Genomic DNA, 16,351 nt, shown 5'->3' with positions numbered 1-16,351 from the left:
CGCATGATAGACTGCGAAGGATTGGTGAAAATCTATAAGTCGGACGATGTAGAAGTCGTTGCCTTGCAAGGGCTGAACTTGAAGGTTGAACATAAAGAGATGGTGGCCATTATCGGCAACAGCGGCAGCGGAAAGTCGACGCTGCTTAATATATTGGGCGGTCTGGATCGCCCCTCCGCAGGTAAAGCGGTTGTAGGTGAGTGGGACTTGCTGCAGATTAATGAGAAAGAGCGGGTCGCTTACAAGCGAAATACGGTCGGGTTTATATGGCAGAACAATTCTCGTAATCTGCTTCCTTATTTGACCGTGCTGGAGAACGTGGAGACGGCGATGATGGTGGCCGGTAAGGTCGATTCAGCATACGCCAAGCAATTGGTCGAGTGGGTAGGCTTATCTCATCGAATTAACAATAAGCTGGTCCAGCTATCCGGAGGGGAGCAGCAGCGAACGGCGATTGCCATCTCGCTTGCCAATCGCCCGTCCCTGCTGCTGGCAGATGAACCAACAGGCTCTGTAGATGCTCAGACATCCGACCAGATCATGAACATATTCCGCAGCTTGAACCGGGAGACTGGAGCGACGATTGTCATTGTCACCCATGATCTGTCCCTGGCGCGCAAGGTTGACCGGGTCGTTGCGATCCGGGACGGGATGACAAGCTCGGAGATGATCAAGCGGTCTGCGTCTGAGTCGGAACTGTCTGCGAGGACGAAGGAGGAGCACGAGGAGTATGCCGTCGTGGACCGATTCGGAAGGCTGCAGATTCCTGAAGAGATGAGGCAAAGGCTGGGCATTCAGAACAGAGTAAAGCTGTCAGTCGAACATGCCAAGTTAATGCTGGAAGTGCCGCATACGAAATAGAAAGGAGACATGCGTATGTCCTCCTCCCATTTTGAAACGCTCGTACAGTCGCATTTGCCGGAATTGCGCAGGTACTGCCGCTACTTGTCAGGCTCCGTATGGGATGGCGAGGACCTCTATCAGGAGACGTTAGTCAAGTCATTCAGCTATTATTCTAGAAAAGGCGACATAAAGGAGATTAGACCTTTCTTGTACCGGGTAGCCAAAAATCGGTGGCATGACGAATACCGGCGGAGCGGGCCGGGGAATCAGGAGCTGGATACGGCAGAGACGGGCGCTGTCACGGATGTTGATTATGCGGAAGTGCGAGGCTGGATGGAGTGGGTAGCCCGCTGTATGCCGCTCAGACAAGTCATTGTATGGCTCTTGGCCGATTATTTCGGCTATACCATGAAAGAAATCGCCAGCGGCCTATGCACGACCATGTCAGCGGTCCGTTCCATCTTGTTCCGTGCAAGATTAAGGCTGCGTGAATGTCACGCAGCTCAGCCCGAAGCCGTATTCACAGCAGACCATAAATCTGTGAAAGAGCTTTCCTTTCCGATCGAGAGATTGGTATATTGCGTAATCAGAGACAATCCGGAGCCGTTGTTTCGATCAGGTTGCGCATTGAAAATCCGTATAGAGTAAGGGTGTTGAGAAACTACAAACTACCCTCTGACAAAGCAGTTGCAGCCTTTGCTGCTTGAATTGTTTATGTAAAATTTTGGTTAAGGGTCCAACCAGTACTACTGGTTGGCTCTTTTTTATAATTATTTAATACTATTTGCCTAAAAAATCGTGATAGAAGGACTATTATTTTAGGAAAATAGTCTTATAATAAGAGGTAATAAATCTATTATCATGTAGAGCTTCATAAGTATAAAAAATTGCATTAGATTTTGAGGAAAAGGAAGGATCTGCATGCCCCAATATTATTTCACTGAAATCTGGACGCCACTTAAATTTGTAGGTGTCCGCTTGTTTAGGGATGATGATCGGGAGGTATGGATCAAGATCAGGAATCAGAAGAGACGCAAGCTGCGATCCAAGCCATAATCATTAAGACTGGTTTATCAGGATTGTTCTACAATACATATGATTAGCAGAGAAATCAGCAGCCCGATGGGCTGCGATTTTTTTTTTGACAGCATAAGTAAAAATTATGTATTCTTTATGCATTACTGGCATTGGCGGCGAGTGTATGCGTCAACAGATTAACCAGTTGAAGAAGCGGCTAGCCGCTTGGTGAAGTCTATAGTCGCATAATAGAAAAGCGGGTCTGGTTGGAGGGGAGGACGAACGGTGTCAGTGTCAAATGGAGGTTATGCTCATTATCCAATGATAAAGATTGGAGCAGGAGAGGTAGCCTTGAGGGACGATCGGAAGAAGACGCAATGGACGGAGCAGGTGGCTTCCTTTATGCTCGCACCGGTTCCAGTTACGAATGAGTTGTATTATGCAATCTTGCAACAGTCTATTGGACCGGATGCCCATCCTCAGGCCCCGGTGGTGGAAGTGTCATGGAATGAGGCCATTCTTTTTTGCAATTTGTTTTCCCAATATTCAGGTCTGCAAGAATACTACTCTATAAATGGCGGCGAGCGAATCGATTGTAACCTGGAAGCCAATGGCTATAGACTTCCGACGGAAGCAGAGTGGCAGTATGCGTGCAAAGCTGGTACAACCGGTTATCGATACGGCGAGCTTGATGCGATCGCATGGTACCGGGACAATGCGAAGGGCAAAGTGCAAGAGGCAGGCAGCAAGCACCCTAACGCATGGGGACTCCATGATATGCTGGGCAACGTATGGGAGTGGTGCTGGGATCTATACGATGAGAACGTGTACGGCTCCTATAGAGTATTCCGTGGCGGGAGCTGGGCGGAGGAAGCCAGAGGCTGCGGAGCGACATGCCGCCGCCGCAGCCATCCGACATTCCGCATCGATGATCTTGGATTTCGTGTTGCAAGATCTTTATAGTCATAAAGGCATAAAGGAGATGCTATGAAGAAAATCCTCATCATTGGAATTGTTGCCAGCGGCAAAACGACGTTAGCCAAGCAATTGTCGCAAATGATAAATATACCCTGGTATGAGCTGGATTGTGTGGTATACCATCAAACGCCGGAAGGCCGGGTTAAACGCACTGCAGATGAACAGCTTTTGGTAATTGAAGAGATTAATCGCAATGAAGCCTGGATATTCGAGGGTACGGATCGCGATTCCTACCAATGTCTGTATGAGATGGCTGATACCATTATCTTTCTTGATCCGCCGTTATGGAAACGGAGAGTCAGAATATTTACACGCTTCTTAAAGCAGAAGCTTGGGATTGAGGCTTGTCACTATCATCCCGATTTGAGAATGTTGTACCTGATGTATGTGTGGACCCGTGACTTCGAGAGGGATCGAGAGAAATTTGAAGCCAAGCTGCTAAGCTATCAATCCAAATTGATTAAGTTGTCCCATACTAAAAACTTGCAGGTACTACTGAAGTGATAAAGAAGCGGCTGTTATATAATGGCGATCGACAATGTAAAGCAGGATAGTGACAAAACAAGGGAGGACATTATTAGCAGTCGTTGAAATGATAGAGTTGCCGGACATTCGGTTCTGGTCATCTGGATTTGATCAAGGTAGCAGATTATGTGATCGATATGGGTCCTGACGGGGGGAGCAATGGAGGCCAGGTTGTGGCAACGGGCACGCCTGAGGAGGTAGTACGGGTGGAGCGATCGCTTACCGGGAAGTTCCTGGCCCGCTCGTTAGAGCCGCATCAGAGAGACAGCGATGTGAAGGACGGCCAGCTGATACACTAGACAGTAGAACAATAAATGGATAGATTCATGCGCAAGCAGGGAGGTTTGATTCATGCCAGCTAAGCGGAAGGAAGCCGCTTCATCCAGCGGGAGTAAAGCGAAGTTATCCGGTACGGAGCAAGTGGAAGCCTATATGAGAGGGCTGGAGCATCCTCTGAAGCCAGAGATTGAGGCGGTTCGCAGCATTATAATGGGCGCGCGTCCGGATATAGGGGAGCATATCAAATGGAACGCGCCAAGCTTTCATAATGAAGGGGAGGACCGGATTACTTTCAACCTGCGCAAGCAGGATTGCCTGCTGCTGGTCTTCCATACCGGAGTGAAAGGAAAAGATAGAACGGCAGGCCAGTCGCTTCTGGAGGATACGACGGGGCTGCTGGAATGGGCTTCCCCCGACCGGGCGCTGATCACGCTGCACAATATGGAGGATATCCGTGCCAAGGAAACGAAGCTAGTCGAAGTCATTCACAAGTGGCTGGATGTGTAGGTATAGATTTGGATGCCGAAAGAAGGGTACATGAATGAGCAGAAAATTAAAGTTAATCATCGTTGGCGCAATTCTAGCATTCGCAATTTTATATGGGGTAGTCGGTTGGCAAATAGGCGAACAAAGCAAAGCGATCATCGAGATGGGAATGAAGTTATCAGATCAGCAACAGTAATATGCCTACTATATGACGGAGGAAGTTTATCAGCAGCTGCATCCAGTGCCAAGAGGGATGACGAACTATAGCGCCTCCTATCAACCGGAGCACCATGATTATGGTATCATCGGTTTCCCCATCCATCTTTTTGGTGTAGCGAGTGTAAGGGTGAGCAATTATTACAATGACGGTTCGCTTGGCTTCAATGAGGAGGTTCATCTGCGCGTTCGCTGGAAGGGTGGCAAGTGGATCGCAACTGATGTCAACATCAAGGCGTAGAGCAGCAAAAATCGATCCATGATCGGGGGTCGATTTTTTTGTGTTCAGCTATTCGATGATGCGGATGATATTGAGACGGAAGGAAAATTCTAATTGACATTGATAATAGTAATCATTACAATCAAAATGGAGTATATTCGTAACAATTACTATTAAGGAGAGAGTCCAACAATGAACAAACAACAAAAACTTGGTCTGTTGGCTGCATTATTGGTCATGACTTTGCTGGCTGGATGCAGCAGCAATAAATCCGGCACGGAGGGGGCAAGCGAGCTCATCTATGCCACGGCGAAAGATATTAACGACATGAATCCGCATCTCTACACGGGATCAATGGCTGCGCAAGGAATGGTCTATGAATCGCTGGTGGAGCACACAAAGGATGGCATTAAGCCCCTGCTAGCGGAATCATGGGACTTGTCTGAAGACGGGACAGTTTATACCTTTCATTTGAGAAAAAACGTTACATTCCATGACGGAGCACCGTTTAACGCCGAAGCGGTCAAGCAAAACATCGAAGCCGTACAGCGCAACGCTGGCAAGCATACCTGGATCAAACTATCCACGAAGCTATCCGCCATCGATGTCATTGATGAGCATTCGATTCGGCTGACTTTGGATGAACCGTACTACCCCGCTCTTCTGGAGCTTTCTATGACCCGACCCTATGTATTCCTATCCCCAAATGACTTTGTGAACGGTGAGACGAAGGATGGCGTATCGGGCTACAACGGCACAGGACCTTATCGACTGGCTGAGCATGTGACGGATCAGTACGCTCGTTTCCTTGCGAACGACCAGTATTGGGGCGGGGCGCCGCAAGTGAAGGCCATTACAGCGAAGGTGCTGCCTTCGGGCGAGACGACTTTGCTGGCTCTGCAGAAGGGAGAAGTCAACTTTGTCTTCACCGATGACAGAGGCGCCGACAGCATTGATGTGGAGGCGATGGAGCGGCTGACGCAAACCGGAGATTATCAGATCGTTCGCAGCGAAGCCATGAACACCAAGATGATTGTTGCCAATAGCAGCAGATCGGATAGTCCGGTCAGCGAGAAGGCGGTACGCGAGGCGATCTGGCATACAGTCGACCGTGAGACGATTAGCCGAACCATCTTCAGCGGGACAGAGACGGCGGCGGACACCTTGTTCTCCTCCAACGTCCATTATGCAGATGTAGAGCTGCAAAAGAGAGCATTTGATCCGGCCGAGGCAGCTAGGCTGCTGGAGCAGGCGGGTTGGCTAAAGGAGGAAGGCAGTGACATTCGGGCAAAGAGCGGACTTCCGCTGACGATGAAGCTGTATTATGACGTCAACTCCTCCTCGCAGAAGACGCAAGCGGAGCTGCTTCAAAGCGAGACGCTTAAAATCGGCATCAAGCTGGAGCTAATCGGCGAGGATTCCACCTCTATTGCCAAGCGGAGATCAACTGGTGATTACGATCTTATGTTCAATCAAACGTGGGGCCTTGCCTACGATCCTCAAAGCACCATTGCGGCATTTGCTTCGGAGTCGTCCTATCGGCATACGACAAGCGGCATCCCCCGGGCGGAGGAGCTGTACCGGAAAATTGATGAAGTCATGATCTCGACGAACGAAGCTGCACGCAAGACGTTGTATGCCGATATTCTGAAGATCGTTCATGACGAGGCGGTGTTCATCCCGCTTACGAATGGCAGCGTGACGGTTGTCGCACCGTCTTCGCTGAAGGGCGTGTCTTTCAAGCAGACGCAATTTGAACTGCCGTTCGAAAACATGTTTTTTGAATAGTGCCGGGGTGACAAAACGATGAGCCATTATATCGTGAAGCGCATTGCTATGACGCTGCCGCTGCTGCTGGTCATATCCTTTTTGACCTTTGTGCTAAACCATCTCTCTCCTATGGACCCTGCCGAGGTTGTGCTCCATGCGCAAGGGGTGCCGGTTCTGACGGAAGAACTCATCGCCGAGACGAGAGCTAAGCTCGGCATGGATCGGCCTTTGCTCATCCAATACGCCGATTGGCTGCTTGCAAGCCTCCAGCTTGATTTCGGCCATTCCTTTGTTACGGGAATGCCGGTCTGGTCGCTGCTTGGTCCCGCCTTTCTTAATACGGTTAAGCTGACGCTGGTTTCTTCGGTATTGATTATGCTGATGTCGATTGGACTTGGTATCGTCTGCGCCTTGCGAAGCGGCAGATGGCTGGATCTGTCCGTCCGGAGCGTGTCGTTCCTGTTAACCTCGATGCCTGCTTACTGGCTTGCCGCTATGCTCGTCTGGCTGCTCGCGGTCCGGCTGGATCTGCTGCCGACCAGCGGGATGAACGGGATCAGCAGCTACATTTTGCCGGTAACAGTAATCGTGGCGGGGTATGCAGGCATTTATTTCCGAATGATCCGAAGCTCCATGCTAAGCAATATGAATGAGGATTACGTCTTGTACGGGAGAGCCTGCGGCTTGCCGGAGAGCCAAGTAACGATGAGCATCTTGCGGAATTCCATGCAGATCGCCATATCAGTGTTCGGAATGGCCATTCCCGTTATATTGGGCAGTACGATTGTGGTGGAAAACGTGTTTGCATGGCCTGGGCTCGGCACGCTTACGGTCAAATCGATCCTGAGCCGGGATTTCCCGATGATCCAAGCCTATGTCTTGATATTGGCTGTCGCTTTTGTCCTGTTCAATACAGCCTCAGACGTAATCAATGCCCTGTTAAATCCTAAGATGAGGAAGGAACTAAGATGAAGGTGCTTGTACATATCATGAGGGACAAATGGTCGGCTGTATCGTTTGCCGTCATCTCGGCGACGTTGTTGATCGGTCTGTGCGCACCGCTTATAGCGCCGCATCCGCCGAACGAGGTTCATATGGATCTGCGTTTTGCAGGGATGTCGTGGCAATATTGGCTGGGCAACGACCATCTTGGGCGCTGTGTGTTATCTCGTCTCATCTATGGCATACGTCCGAGCGTGCTGGGCGTGCTTGCGGCTTTGGCAGCATCTGTAGGCATCGGGGCGATAGCCGGTTTTGCCGCCGGTTACTTTCGAGGGCGGGTTGACGCTGTCCTGATGAGAATTTGCGACTGTATGCTTTCGTTCCCGGGTTATGTGATGACTCTTGCTGTAGTGGGGATGCTGGGAGCAGGGTTAACCCATATTCTGATTGCTTTTGTGCTGATGAAATGGGCTTGGTTCGCCCGGGTGATCCGTACTGCCGTTATGCAGGTTGCGGAAGCTTCTTATGTCCAGTTCGCCAAGACGCTTCGTACGAGCCACCTCAAGATTATGACGAAGCATATTATGCCGGTTGCGCTTCCCGATATCGCCGTCATCTCCAGCAGCTCGTTCGGTTCGATGATCTTGCAAGTCTCCGGCTTGTCGTTTCTCGGCCTTGGTATTGAGGCGCCGCATGCGGAGTGGGGGATGATGCTGAATGAAGCCAGAACGGTCATGTTCTCCAGACCGGAGCTGATGCTGGCGCCTGGCCTGGCGATTATGATTCTTGTGTCGGCGGTGAACTTCCTGTCCGATTCGCTGCAGACGCTGCTGGACCCCAAATTAATGCATGCCGGGCGGCAGAAGAAAACGGGCTTCGGAGCTGCCTTGCTTGCCAAAGCTGCGCGGAAGGAGGCGGTGTAGCATGGCGGTCAATGTGCTGGAAGTGGAGCATTTGAGAATATGGGAGAGCCGCACCGGCAAGGTGCTTGTACCTGATAGCTCCTTTCGTCTGGCGAAGGGAGAATGCCTCGGCATTGTCGGGGAGAGCGGCAGCGGCAAGTCGCTTACGTGCAAGGCCATTCTTCGGCTTCTGCAAGGCGGATTAAGCCAGTCGGGAGGCATTATCCTGAATGGAAACTCTCTGGCAGAGCTCCCGGAGAAGGAGATGCGCGCCGTCAGAGGCAAGCGGTTGTGCATGATTATGCAGAACGGCATGCGCGCTTTCGATCCTTCCCGGCCGGTAGGCGCTCACTTGCGGGATACGATGTCGGTACATGGCGATTGGAACAGCATGGAGATAGAAGAGTTGCTGCAAGAAGCGTTGCTGAGTGTCGGGCTGAATAATCCTGTGGTTGTCTTGGGTCGTTATCCGTATGAGCTGTCCGGAGGCATGCTGCAAAGACTGATGATTGCGCTCGCTCTTGCGCTTAAGCCCGATGTAATCATTGCCGACGAGCCGACTACGGCGCTGGACGCTGTTACACAATACGAGGTAATGGAGCAATTCGTACAGCTGCGCGTTCTTACAGGCAGCAGCATGCTGTTCGTATCCCATGATCTGGGCGCAGTGAAGCGCATTGCGGATCAGGTCATTGTGATGAAGGACGGGGAGATTGTGGAGCAGGGAACCCCGAGCGAGCTGTTTACCCGGGCGGAGCATCCATATACTCGGCATCTGGCTGCCTCCAAGCTGCCGCTTCACCGCCATTATATGATGCTGATGGGAGGCGCTGGATTTGCTGAACGTTGAGGGTGTATACAAGTCGTACCGCAAGGATGGCTGGTTCGGTCATTCGCGTCATCAAGTGTTAACCGATATCAGCTTCGAGTGGAGAAGGGGTGAATGTCTCGGCATTATCGGTGAAAGCGGCAGCGGGAAATCGACGCTGGGGCGTCTGCTGCTGGGAATCGAAAAGCCGGATAGCGGCATCATCTCATTCGGCGGCAAGCCGGTTGCCGGCCGGAAGTCGGGAAGAGTTGGCTTAAGCGCTGTATTCCAGGACTATACGTCATCGATTAATCCGTTTTTCCATGTCCGTCGAGCGATGCTTGAAGTACTGCCCCGTGCCTCAGACGATGAGCTTGAAGAGCGGCTGCTGCAGGTGGGACTGGATGCTTCCTATCTGCCGAAGTATCCCCATGAGCTATCCGGCGGAGAGGCCCAGCGGGTATGCATCGCCAGAGCTGTTGCAACGGGATCGCCTTGCATCTTGCTGGATGAAGCAATCAGCTCGCTGGACGGGTCCGTTCAGATGCAAGTGCTTGAATTGCTGAAAGGATGGAGAGTGAATCATGGAACGGGCTACATCTTTATTACTCACGATATCCAGGCGGCGGCGTATCTGTGCGACAGGATTATGATTATCCGGAACGGGCGAATCGAGGAGATAGTCGATGCCGCCGATCTGAAGCATGTAAAATCTCGCTACGCCCAAGAACTGCTGCGCAAGGTCCTGGTATGACGGGGGCATGGGGTGGTTTGCATCCGTCTGGAGCCTGGGGAAAGGAGGAAAGGCTGTGAAGGGCGCATTATCCTGGCCGTTTCTCCGGCTCTATGCGTTGACGCTGTTTTATTTTAGCGCCAATTCGATTATGAATGTTATCATTCCTCTAAAAGGTGAATCGGCAGGCGCGTCAAATCTGACAATCGGCATCATCATGGGCGCTTATCTGTTCACGACGATGTTTTTGCGCCCATGGGCCGGTTATCTGATTCAGCTTCACGGGCCAGTGAAGGTGCTGCGCGCAATTCTGCTCCTGAATGGTGTGGCGCTTGTGCTATATGCCTTTTCCGGGCTTGGCGGATATTTTGCCGCACGGGTTCTGCAAGGGATATGCACAGCTTTTTTCTCAATGGCGCTGCAATTGGGTCTCATTGACGCCCTACCTGACAAGGATCGTTCGCAAGGCATATCCATGTATTCGTTATGCTCTTATTTGCCGGGAATTATCGGGCCTCTACTAGCGATTGGCATCTGGCAGACGGGGCAGATGAGCGTACTCTCGGCAGTGATGATAGGGATTGCGGTACTGACAGGAGCGGCAGGCTACTCGGTGCGCATAGAGCATCAGAGGGATCGAGCGGCTGGCGATCGTGAGCAGCGGAAGCGGGGATTTGGCATGTGGACCTCGTTTGGCCAGCTTGTAACAAATACGTCTTTGTTCAAGAGCAGCTCGCTGATGTTAAGCGCTTCTGTGGTATTCGGAGCGGTGACCGTTTTCGTGCCCTTGTATGTGGTTCATGTCCCAGATGGCAGCGCAGCGGTCTTTCTGATGATTCAAGCGGCGGCAGTCGTGGCGGTCCGGCTGCTATTCGGCAAAAAAATTCCTTCTGACGGCAAGTGGCATTCTTCTTTCATGATTACGGCCATGCTGCTGGTTGCCGCAGGTTCGCTTAGTGTGAGTCTGGCGGCATCGTCAGGCGCGGTGCCCTTCTATGCCGGAGCGATAAGCATGGGTATCGCCCAGGCGCTCTTGTATCCTGCCCTTACAACCTATCTCAGCTTTGTCTTGCCCAAGGAGAACCGCAATGTTCTCATGGGTTTGTTTATCGCGACGGCTGATATGGGCGTATCGCTGGGTGCCATCATAATGGGCACGGTATCGGACTGGTTCTCGTATTCTTTCATGTATATGATGTGCGCGATTCTAAGCGCGGCGATGGCGATTGTCGCTTTCAACCAGAACGTTAAACCTTTGAAGATGAAGGAACATTAACGCTGGGGGGACAACTATTTTAATAGGATGGACGAGCCTGCTATTCTCTGAATAGCGGGCTGTTTTTATTCGAATTGTACGATTGCAAACTTTTTTCTTATAAAATGGCTATGTTAATCTTTGATGTTGATATTTAAATTTAACGAACATTCGTTCTATAATAAGAGTAATTATTTGTTGGAGCTGATGCCCTTTGGAATTGAGAGAACTGACAAAAGCATAAAGACGAATTGGTTTGCCCGCATTGCCACAGCCATACCGTCGTGCGCTTCGGGAAATACACAATTACAACACGCGCGGGAGAGGTCAAACGCCAGCGATATCGTTGCAAGTCTTGACTTCACACGTTCAATGACCTAACGAACACACCTCTCCAACGTACTCGGCGATCTCACTTGTGGATTCGATTTATCGAACTCATGATTGAGGGATATTAGCTTCGCAAATGCCGAACTAATGTATGAAGAGATTTTATTCGTGACCCTGTTTTACTGGCGCCATAAGATTCTGGCTGCGCTTAAACAGGTTCCAACCGAAGCATACCAAGGTATTGTCGAAATGGACGAGACCTACTTTCTGTACTCAGAAAAGGGAAGGCGGAATATTGCCGAACGTAAGCCACGTAAGCGCGGCGGTAAAGCGAAGCACCGTGGCATAAGCAACGACCAAGTCTGCGTACTGGTCGCCCGAGACCGTTAGAAGATGACCTTCTCAGGCGTTCTTGGGCGTGGGCGTATCCGTACAACGAAGCTGGATGAAGCAAGCGGCTCTCACCTGTCTAACTCTAACGTGCTTTGCACGGTTTCCTGGCGTGCGTTTAGCACCTATGCCAATCAAAAGGGATTGGCACATTACCGTTTCAAGTCCGATGGAAAACATCGCGTGAAAGGCGTTTACCATATCCTGAACGTCAACAGCTACCATAGCCGCATGAAACGATGGATGGACCGCTTCAACGGAGTAGCAACCAAGAATTTGGAGCATTACCTGGCGTGGTTCCGATATCTCGACAGCAAGGAATATGAGAACACAGCGTCAAATAAGAAAAACATGTTGGTGTCCTCATGCCTGTTTTCTGTGAAGGATACGAATACCAGACTTCGACAGATGGCTTACTGTTGATATAACGGAAGAATAACTTAACAAATAGTGGAAATTTAATTACCAAAAAAGTAAACTCAAATTATTAATGGTTCGAAGGGGTTGGTCCAATGAAGTTTAATTATAGAAATGCAATTTCTAAAGATGAAGAGGAATTGTTTGAACTATCCGCTAAGCTTGCGACAAGTTTTAAGTTGAATAAAACGGATTTCAAACGAACCTTCCTTGATGTTTTGAGTAACAAAGATGCAGATTTATTAGTCGCAGAGATTGAAACAGGTATAATTGGTTATGTTCTAGCCTTCCATCACTCCACTTTTTACGCAAATGGTTTAATAAGTTGGGTTGAGGAATTATTCGTACTAGAAGATTACAGGGGTAAAAGCGTTGGAAAGAATCTCATGGTACTTATTGAAGAAAAAGCAGTTCAACGTGGTTCAAAGCTTGTTGCACTTGCCACAAGAAGAGCAAGTGATTTCTATAAGGCTATTGGCTATGATGAATCCGCTGTATATTTCAAAAAGTCTTTATCAAGAGTTGACTAAGCTGACGGGTGATGATAGGTTAATAAACCGCCCTTTACTGAAGTGACCCCCCAAAAATTAGACCATATTTATTAAGGCAGCCTGTAGGGCATGTGTTCGGTACTGTACCGGGCTCATGCTTTTTAGCTAGGACTTAATCCGTTTATGATTATAGTAGTGAAGCACTTTCAGTTTATAATCCGCAGAGTAGGCTGTATAGCCCTTTTTAAAGGAACTTTCTCCGTGATGCTGATACGCGTATCCACGTTTGAAGTATGGCTTTTGATCCCCCAATGCTTTCGGCTATGGCTTTCTGACTTTCTTTTCCTTCAAGACACCTTTTTACAGCCTGAACTTTTTCTTCCTGTGTAAATTTAGCCATAAAAAACTGCACCTCCAATCGTTAGTTGGTGTCTAACAATTGGGGTGCAGTTCATACGGAGCGGTTATATTTTTGATAAAAATCAACATTGAGAATTAACATAGCCTATAAAATAAAATCATCGTGTCGATTTATTCGTTTTTCATTCGTCGTGTACATAGAAGCCAGTTTATATTCAGGAGGAATGCGCATGCAATACGCAATTTCGAAGGACGGAACCAGAATCGCCTATGACCAAACAGGAAAGGGCCCTGCGCTCATTCTGGTATCGGGAGCATTCGGCTATCGCAAGTTCGCTGATGTGGCGAAGCTTGCAGCTCTGTTGTCGGAGCAATTCACCGTATACAACTTTGATCGGAGGGGCCGAGGCGATAGCGGAGATGCGAAGCCCTATGCGATAGAGAGAGAAATCGAAGATTTGGAGGCTATGATTCAAGAGGCAGGCGGATCGGCCTATGTGTGGGGATTGTCCTCCGGAGCTGTTCTCTGTATGCAGGCTGCTGTCAGAGGCGTGCAGATGAAGAAGCTGGTTTTGCACGAGCCGCCATTTGTGGTTGATAAGTCCGACAGGATCGTTCCTGAGGGGTTTTCCAGACAGGTGACGGAGCTGGTTGCCGCTGGTAAGCAGGCGGAGGCGGTCCGCTATTTTATGACCAAAGGGATGGGAGCACCTGCGTTCGTCGTCGGTCTGATGCGCTTGATGCCGGGCGTATGGTCAACGCTAACGGGACTGGCCCACACGCTGCCGTATGATGCGGCATTGCTGGATGGGCATATGGAGGGCAAGTCGCTGTCTCCTGTGATGTGGCAAGGGGTTGCAATGCCAACGCTGGTGCTGGAGGGGACGGAAAGCCCGGCTTCTCTGCGCCGCGGCGCTCAAGCGACGGCCGCCGTTCTCCCGAATGCGAGACTTGTCAGCAAGAAAGGGCTAGGCCATACGAAAAAGCTGAACGCAGCCATGATTGCTTCAGAGCTGGAGGCCTTTTTTCTAGCATAAGTAATATGCTGATCATCCGGTATAGAAGGTTGCATACAGCGGCTGTAAAAAATAGTAACATAGTTGATATAGAAAAAGGTTTGCGAGTTTGTCGATTTAGCCGATCATGATTCGTCGTGTAGATAGAAGCATTGAGAAATAACGGTCTCTATGGACTGGAATCGCAATGCTGATCAACCCTATGGGAGGAATAGAGAGATGAGATTTATGATGATTGTAAAAGCCACTTCGGATTCGGAAGCCGGTGCAATGCCTAGCCAGGAGCTCATTGACGCCATGCAGAAGTACAACGAGGAATTGGTCAAAGCGGGGGTGCTGCTTGCGGCAGACGGCTTGCAGCCTAGTTCGAACGGCATTCGGATCTCCTACCCGGAACCGGGCGGGAAGCCGAAGGTGATTGACGGTCCTTTTACCGAAGCGAAGGAATTAATTGCGGGGTACACGCTCATCGAGGTCAAGTCGCGGGAAGAAGCGATCGAGTGGGCACTGCGGATGCCGGACCCGCATGGATTCGGACAAGGCGAGATTGAGCTGAGGCAAGTATTCGATGTCGAGGACTTGATGGAGGACCCTGGCACATTGGCGAATGAAGCGGCGCTTCGGAAGCAAGTGGAGCAGCAGAGGAAAGCGTGAGCCGCGCATCAGCCCATCGCACCATTGACGCAATCTGGCGCATGGAATCGCCTAAGCTGATTGCAGGCCTTACCCGCATGGTGCGCGATGTCGGACTGGCGGAGGACTTGGCGCAGGATGCTCTGGTCATTGCGCTTGAACGATGGCCGGAGAGCGGCATCCCGGATCGCCCGGGCGCCTGGCTGATGACGACAGCCAAGCGGCGCGCTATCGATTTGCTGCGCAGGAACAAGGTTGGCGCGCGGAAGTACGAGGAGCTTGCCCGTCATGCAAGCTTGTACACAGAGGCGGATATTAACGGGGCGATAGACGGGGAGATCGGCGACGATCTCCTGCGTCTGATCTTCCTCACCTGCCATCCGGTATTATCGCCGGAGGCTCGTGTCGCGCTGACGCTTCGATTGCTTTGCGGGCTGTCGACGGATGAAATCGCCCGTTCTTATCTGATTGCCGAAGCGACTATCGCCCAGCGCATTGTACGAGCCAAGCGGACGCTGAACGCCAAGGGGGTTCCGTTCGAGGTGCCTGAGGGAGAGGAGCTGAAGGAGCGGCTCTCCACTGTGCTGGAAGTCATCTATCTCATGTTCAACGAAGGTTATTCCGCTACTTCGGGAGAGAATTGGATACGGCCTCTTCTCTGTCAGGAAGCGTTAAGGCTGGGACGCATCCTGGCCGCGATCGCCCAGGATGAGCCGGAGGTGCACGGGCTGGTTGCACTTATGGAGATCCAGTCCTCACGCTTGAAGACAAGGGTAGGCGAGGGTGGAGAGCCTGTGCTTCTCAAGGATCAGAATCGCTCCCTGTGGGATCGTCTGCTTATCCGCCGCGGGCTTGCGGCGCTGGAGCGCAGCCGGGGGCTCGGCCGTACGCTGGGGCCGTACTCCCTCCAGGCAGCGATTGCCGCCTGCCATGCAGAGGCAGCATCAGTAGAGGATACGAATTGGGTCCGAATAGCGGCTCTGTATGAAGCGCTGTCGAGAATCTCGTATTCGCCGATTGTGGAGTTGAATCGCGCGGTTGCCGTGTCCATGGCTTTTGGTCCTGCATTCGGACTTCAGATCGTCGATGCGCTGCATGACGAACCCCTGCTAAATGGGTATCATCTGCTGCCAAGCGTGCGCGGCGATTTACTGATGAAGCTGGAACGATATGAGGAAGCCATTGTGGAATTTGAGCGCGCAGCGGGCATGACGAGGAACGAGCGGGAGCGGATGCTGCTGTCGGAGCGGGCAGCTGAATGCAAGCAGAAATGCCAAGCACGGAGTAAAGGCGGTGTTGATTGATGCGATTTATGGTCATGGTCAAAGCAACAGGTTATTTTGAGGCGGGGATACGGAACGGTAGGGAGCATTCCGCAGCGAAAGACGCATTCTTGAAAAACCTGCAGGATGCAGGCGTTCTCCAGTCTGCCGAAGAGCTTCTGCAAAGCTCAAGCGGATTGCGAGTTGTGTTCCCGCCGGGCGGCGGAGCGCCGGCTATGCAAGCGGGCCCTTTTTCGCGGGAGCAGGAATGGATGGCAGGTTATACGGTCATTGACGTGGACACAGAGGAAGAGGCTTTGAAGTGGGTGCTTCGCATGCCGCTCCCCCCGGGACAAGGTGAACAGGTGATTGAAGTTCGCAGGCTGGCATCCAGAACGGCTTGCGCGCTAGATGCGAGAGCACAGGCTATGAAGGCCGATCTGCAAGATCAGTTAAGTCTATTACATCCATAACGAAG

At 51.0% G+C, this 16,351-nt stretch carries 19 protein-coding genes and 3 pseudogenes; 20 read left to right on the top strand and 2 right to left on the bottom strand.

Features of this window, described 5'->3' with window-relative positions; genetic code table 11:
- Positions 1-3 precede the first annotated feature (3 nt).
- The 16 genes and pseudogenes from AC0YNW_RS19640 (at position 4) to AC0YNW_RS19565 (ending at position 12,641) form a co-directional block, all read left to right on the top strand.
- The gene (locus AC0YNW_RS19640) at positions 4-861 is read left to right on the top strand and encodes an ABC transporter ATP-binding protein (RefSeq protein WP_475833395.1); all 858 of its coding nucleotides are present in this window, start codon (positions 4-6) and stop codon (positions 859-861) included.
- A 15-nt stretch (positions 862-876) separates the two neighbouring features.
- Complete coding sequence (locus AC0YNW_RS19635; RefSeq protein ID WP_475833394.1) at positions 877-1,491, top strand: RNA polymerase sigma factor; 615 nt, start codon at positions 877-879, stop codon at positions 1,489-1,491.
- A 690-nt stretch (positions 1,492-2,181) separates the two neighbouring features.
- The gene (locus AC0YNW_RS19630) at positions 2,182-2,823 is read left to right on the top strand and encodes a formylglycine-generating enzyme family protein (RefSeq protein ID WP_475833552.1); all 642 of its coding nucleotides are present in this window, start codon (positions 2,182-2,184) and stop codon (positions 2,821-2,823) included.
- Positions 2,824-2,847: 24 nt separating this feature from the next.
- Positions 2,848-3,342 (top strand): P-loop NTPase family protein, encoded by a 495-nt coding sequence (locus AC0YNW_RS19625; RefSeq protein WP_475833393.1) that lies wholly within the window; start codon positions 2,848-2,850, stop codon positions 3,340-3,342.
- A 119-nt stretch (positions 3,343-3,461) separates the two neighbouring features.
- Positions 3,462-3,662: pseudogene (locus tag AC0YNW_RS19620) on the top strand (hypothetical protein); the annotation flags it as partial.
- 52 nt (positions 3,663-3,714) lie between these two features.
- The gene (locus tag AC0YNW_RS19615; RefSeq protein WP_475833392.1) at positions 3,715-4,149 is read left to right on the top strand and encodes a DUF1801 domain-containing protein; all 435 of its coding nucleotides are present in this window, start codon (positions 3,715-3,717) and stop codon (positions 4,147-4,149) included.
- A gap of 34 nt (positions 4,150-4,183) precedes the next feature.
- Positions 4,184-4,324 (top strand): hypothetical protein, encoded by a 141-nt coding sequence (locus tag AC0YNW_RS19610; protein WP_475833391.1) that lies wholly within the window; start codon positions 4,184-4,186, stop codon positions 4,322-4,324.
- Between the two features lie 57 nt (positions 4,325-4,381).
- Entirely contained in the window at positions 4,382-4,585 is a 204-nt protein-coding gene (locus AC0YNW_RS19605) for a hypothetical protein (RefSeq protein ID WP_475833390.1), read from the top strand.
- A gap of 171 nt (positions 4,586-4,756) precedes the next feature.
- Positions 4,757-6,352 (top strand): staphylopine-dependent metal ABC transporter substrate-binding lipoprotein, encoded by a 1,596-nt coding sequence (gene cntA, locus AC0YNW_RS19600; protein ID WP_475833389.1) that lies wholly within the window; start codon positions 4,757-4,759, stop codon positions 6,350-6,352.
- An 18-nt stretch (positions 6,353-6,370) separates the two neighbouring features.
- Positions 6,371-7,306 (top strand): nickel/cobalt ABC transporter permease, encoded by a 936-nt coding sequence (opp1B, locus tag AC0YNW_RS19595; RefSeq protein ID WP_475833388.1) that lies wholly within the window; start codon positions 6,371-6,373, stop codon positions 7,304-7,306.
- The gene (gene cntC, locus AC0YNW_RS19590) at positions 7,303-8,199 is read left to right on the top strand and encodes a staphylopine uptake ABC transporter permease subunit CntC (RefSeq protein ID WP_475833387.1); all 897 of its coding nucleotides are present in this window, start codon (positions 7,303-7,305) and stop codon (positions 8,197-8,199) included. Before opp1B ends, cntC begins: the two co-directional genes overlap by 4 nt.
- A gap of 1 nt (position 8,200) precedes the next feature.
- A complete protein-coding gene (gene cntD, locus AC0YNW_RS19585) occupies positions 8,201-9,028 on the top strand; it encodes a staphylopine uptake ABC transporter ATP-binding protein CntD (protein ID WP_475833386.1) in 828 nt (275 codons plus the stop codon).
- The gene (locus tag AC0YNW_RS19580; RefSeq protein WP_475833385.1) at positions 9,015-9,740 is read left to right on the top strand and encodes an ABC transporter ATP-binding protein; all 726 of its coding nucleotides are present in this window, start codon (positions 9,015-9,017) and stop codon (positions 9,738-9,740) included. The genes cntD and AC0YNW_RS19580 overlap by 14 nt, the downstream gene beginning before the upstream one ends.
- Positions 9,741-9,795: 55 nt before the next feature.
- A complete protein-coding gene (cntE, locus tag AC0YNW_RS19575; protein WP_475833384.1) occupies positions 9,796-10,995 on the top strand; it encodes a staphylopine family metallophore export MFS transporter CntE in 1,200 nt (399 codons plus the stop codon).
- A gap of 212 nt (positions 10,996-11,207) precedes the next feature.
- Positions 11,208-12,117, top strand: a pseudogene (locus AC0YNW_RS19570) (IS1595 family transposase); the annotation flags it as partial.
- An 89-nt stretch (positions 12,118-12,206) separates the two neighbouring features.
- The gene (locus AC0YNW_RS19565) at positions 12,207-12,641 is read left to right on the top strand and encodes a GNAT family N-acetyltransferase (RefSeq protein ID WP_475833383.1); all 435 of its coding nucleotides are present in this window, start codon (positions 12,207-12,209) and stop codon (positions 12,639-12,641) included.
- Between the two features lie 57 nt (positions 12,642-12,698).
- On the opposite strand, the pseudogene AC0YNW_RS19560 reads toward AC0YNW_RS19565, so the two are convergent.
- A pseudogene (locus AC0YNW_RS19560) lies at positions 12,699-12,803 on the bottom strand (IS3 family transposase); the annotation flags it as partial.
- Between the two features lie 43 nt (positions 12,804-12,846).
- A complete protein-coding gene (locus tag AC0YNW_RS19555) occupies positions 12,847-13,002 on the bottom strand; it encodes a transposase (protein ID WP_475833382.1) in 156 nt (51 codons plus the stop codon).
- Between the two features lie 190 nt (positions 13,003-13,192).
- Between AC0YNW_RS19555 and AC0YNW_RS19550 the strand changes: the two genes are divergently transcribed.
- From AC0YNW_RS19550 to AC0YNW_RS19535, 4 genes are all read left to right on the top strand, one after another.
- Positions 13,193-13,999 (top strand): alpha/beta fold hydrolase, encoded by an 807-nt coding sequence (locus AC0YNW_RS19550; protein ID WP_475833381.1) that lies wholly within the window; start codon positions 13,193-13,195, stop codon positions 13,997-13,999.
- Positions 14,000-14,197: 198 nt separating this feature from the next.
- Positions 14,198-14,632 carry a YciI family protein gene (locus AC0YNW_RS19545; RefSeq protein ID WP_475833380.1) on the top strand — a complete coding sequence of 145 codons (435 nt, stop codon included), beginning with the start codon at positions 14,198-14,200 and terminating at the stop codon, positions 14,630-14,632.
- Positions 14,629-15,915 carry an RNA polymerase sigma factor gene (locus tag AC0YNW_RS19540; RefSeq protein ID WP_475833379.1) on the top strand — a complete coding sequence of 429 codons (1,287 nt, stop codon included), beginning with the start codon at positions 14,629-14,631 and terminating at the stop codon, positions 15,913-15,915. Before AC0YNW_RS19545 ends, AC0YNW_RS19540 begins: the two co-directional genes overlap by 4 nt.
- Positions 15,915-16,346 (top strand): YciI family protein, encoded by a 432-nt coding sequence (locus AC0YNW_RS19535; protein WP_475833378.1) that lies wholly within the window; start codon positions 15,915-15,917, stop codon positions 16,344-16,346. The genes AC0YNW_RS19540 and AC0YNW_RS19535 overlap by 1 nt, the downstream gene beginning before the upstream one ends.
- The last annotated feature ends 5 nt before the right edge of the window (positions 16,347-16,351 follow it).

Source organism: Paenibacillus sp. J31R120, from assembly GCF_056269225.1.
The sequence above is the reverse complement of the archived record's forward strand: the minus strand, read 5'-3'. Positions and strand labels throughout refer to the sequence as shown.

Coding starts and splice junctions, on each gene's coding strand:
- AC0YNW_RS19640 (WP_475833395.1), top strand. CDS start 4: ATGATAGACTGCGAAGGATTGGTGAAAATCTATAAGTCGGACGATGTA.
- AC0YNW_RS19635 (WP_475833394.1), top strand. CDS start 877: ATGTCCTCCTCCCATTTTGAAACGCTCGTACAGTCGCATTTGCCGGAA.
- AC0YNW_RS19630 (WP_475833552.1), top strand. CDS start 2,182: ATGATAAAGATTGGAGCAGGAGAGGTAGCCTTGAGGGACGATCGGAAG.
- AC0YNW_RS19625 (WP_475833393.1), top strand. CDS start 2,848: ATGAAGAAAATCCTCATCATTGGAATTGTTGCCAGCGGCAAAACGACG.
- AC0YNW_RS19615 (WP_475833392.1), top strand. CDS start 3,715: ATGCCAGCTAAGCGGAAGGAAGCCGCTTCATCCAGCGGGAGTAAAGCG.
- AC0YNW_RS19610 (WP_475833391.1), top strand. CDS start 4,184: ATGAGCAGAAAATTAAAGTTAATCATCGTTGGCGCAATTCTAGCATTC.
- AC0YNW_RS19605 (WP_475833390.1), top strand. CDS start 4,382: ATGACGAACTATAGCGCCTCCTATCAACCGGAGCACCATGATTATGGT.
- cntA (WP_475833389.1), top strand. CDS start 4,757: ATGAACAAACAACAAAAACTTGGTCTGTTGGCTGCATTATTGGTCATG.
- opp1B (WP_475833388.1), top strand. CDS start 6,371: ATGAGCCATTATATCGTGAAGCGCATTGCTATGACGCTGCCGCTGCTG.
- cntC (WP_475833387.1), top strand. CDS start 7,303: ATGAAGGTGCTTGTACATATCATGAGGGACAAATGGTCGGCTGTATCG.
- cntD (WP_475833386.1), top strand. CDS start 8,201: ATGGCGGTCAATGTGCTGGAAGTGGAGCATTTGAGAATATGGGAGAGC.
- AC0YNW_RS19565 (WP_475833383.1), top strand. CDS start 12,207: ATGAAGTTTAATTATAGAAATGCAATTTCTAAAGATGAAGAGGAATTG.
- AC0YNW_RS19555 (WP_475833382.1), bottom strand. CDS start 13,002: ATGGCTAAATTTACACAGGAAGAAAAAGTTCAGGCTGTAAAAAGGTGT.
- AC0YNW_RS19550 (WP_475833381.1), top strand. CDS start 13,193: ATGCAATACGCAATTTCGAAGGACGGAACCAGAATCGCCTATGACCAA.
- AC0YNW_RS19545 (WP_475833380.1), top strand. CDS start 14,198: ATGAGATTTATGATGATTGTAAAAGCCACTTCGGATTCGGAAGCCGGT.
- AC0YNW_RS19535 (WP_475833378.1), top strand. CDS start 15,915: ATGCGATTTATGGTCATGGTCAAAGCAACAGGTTATTTTGAGGCGGGG.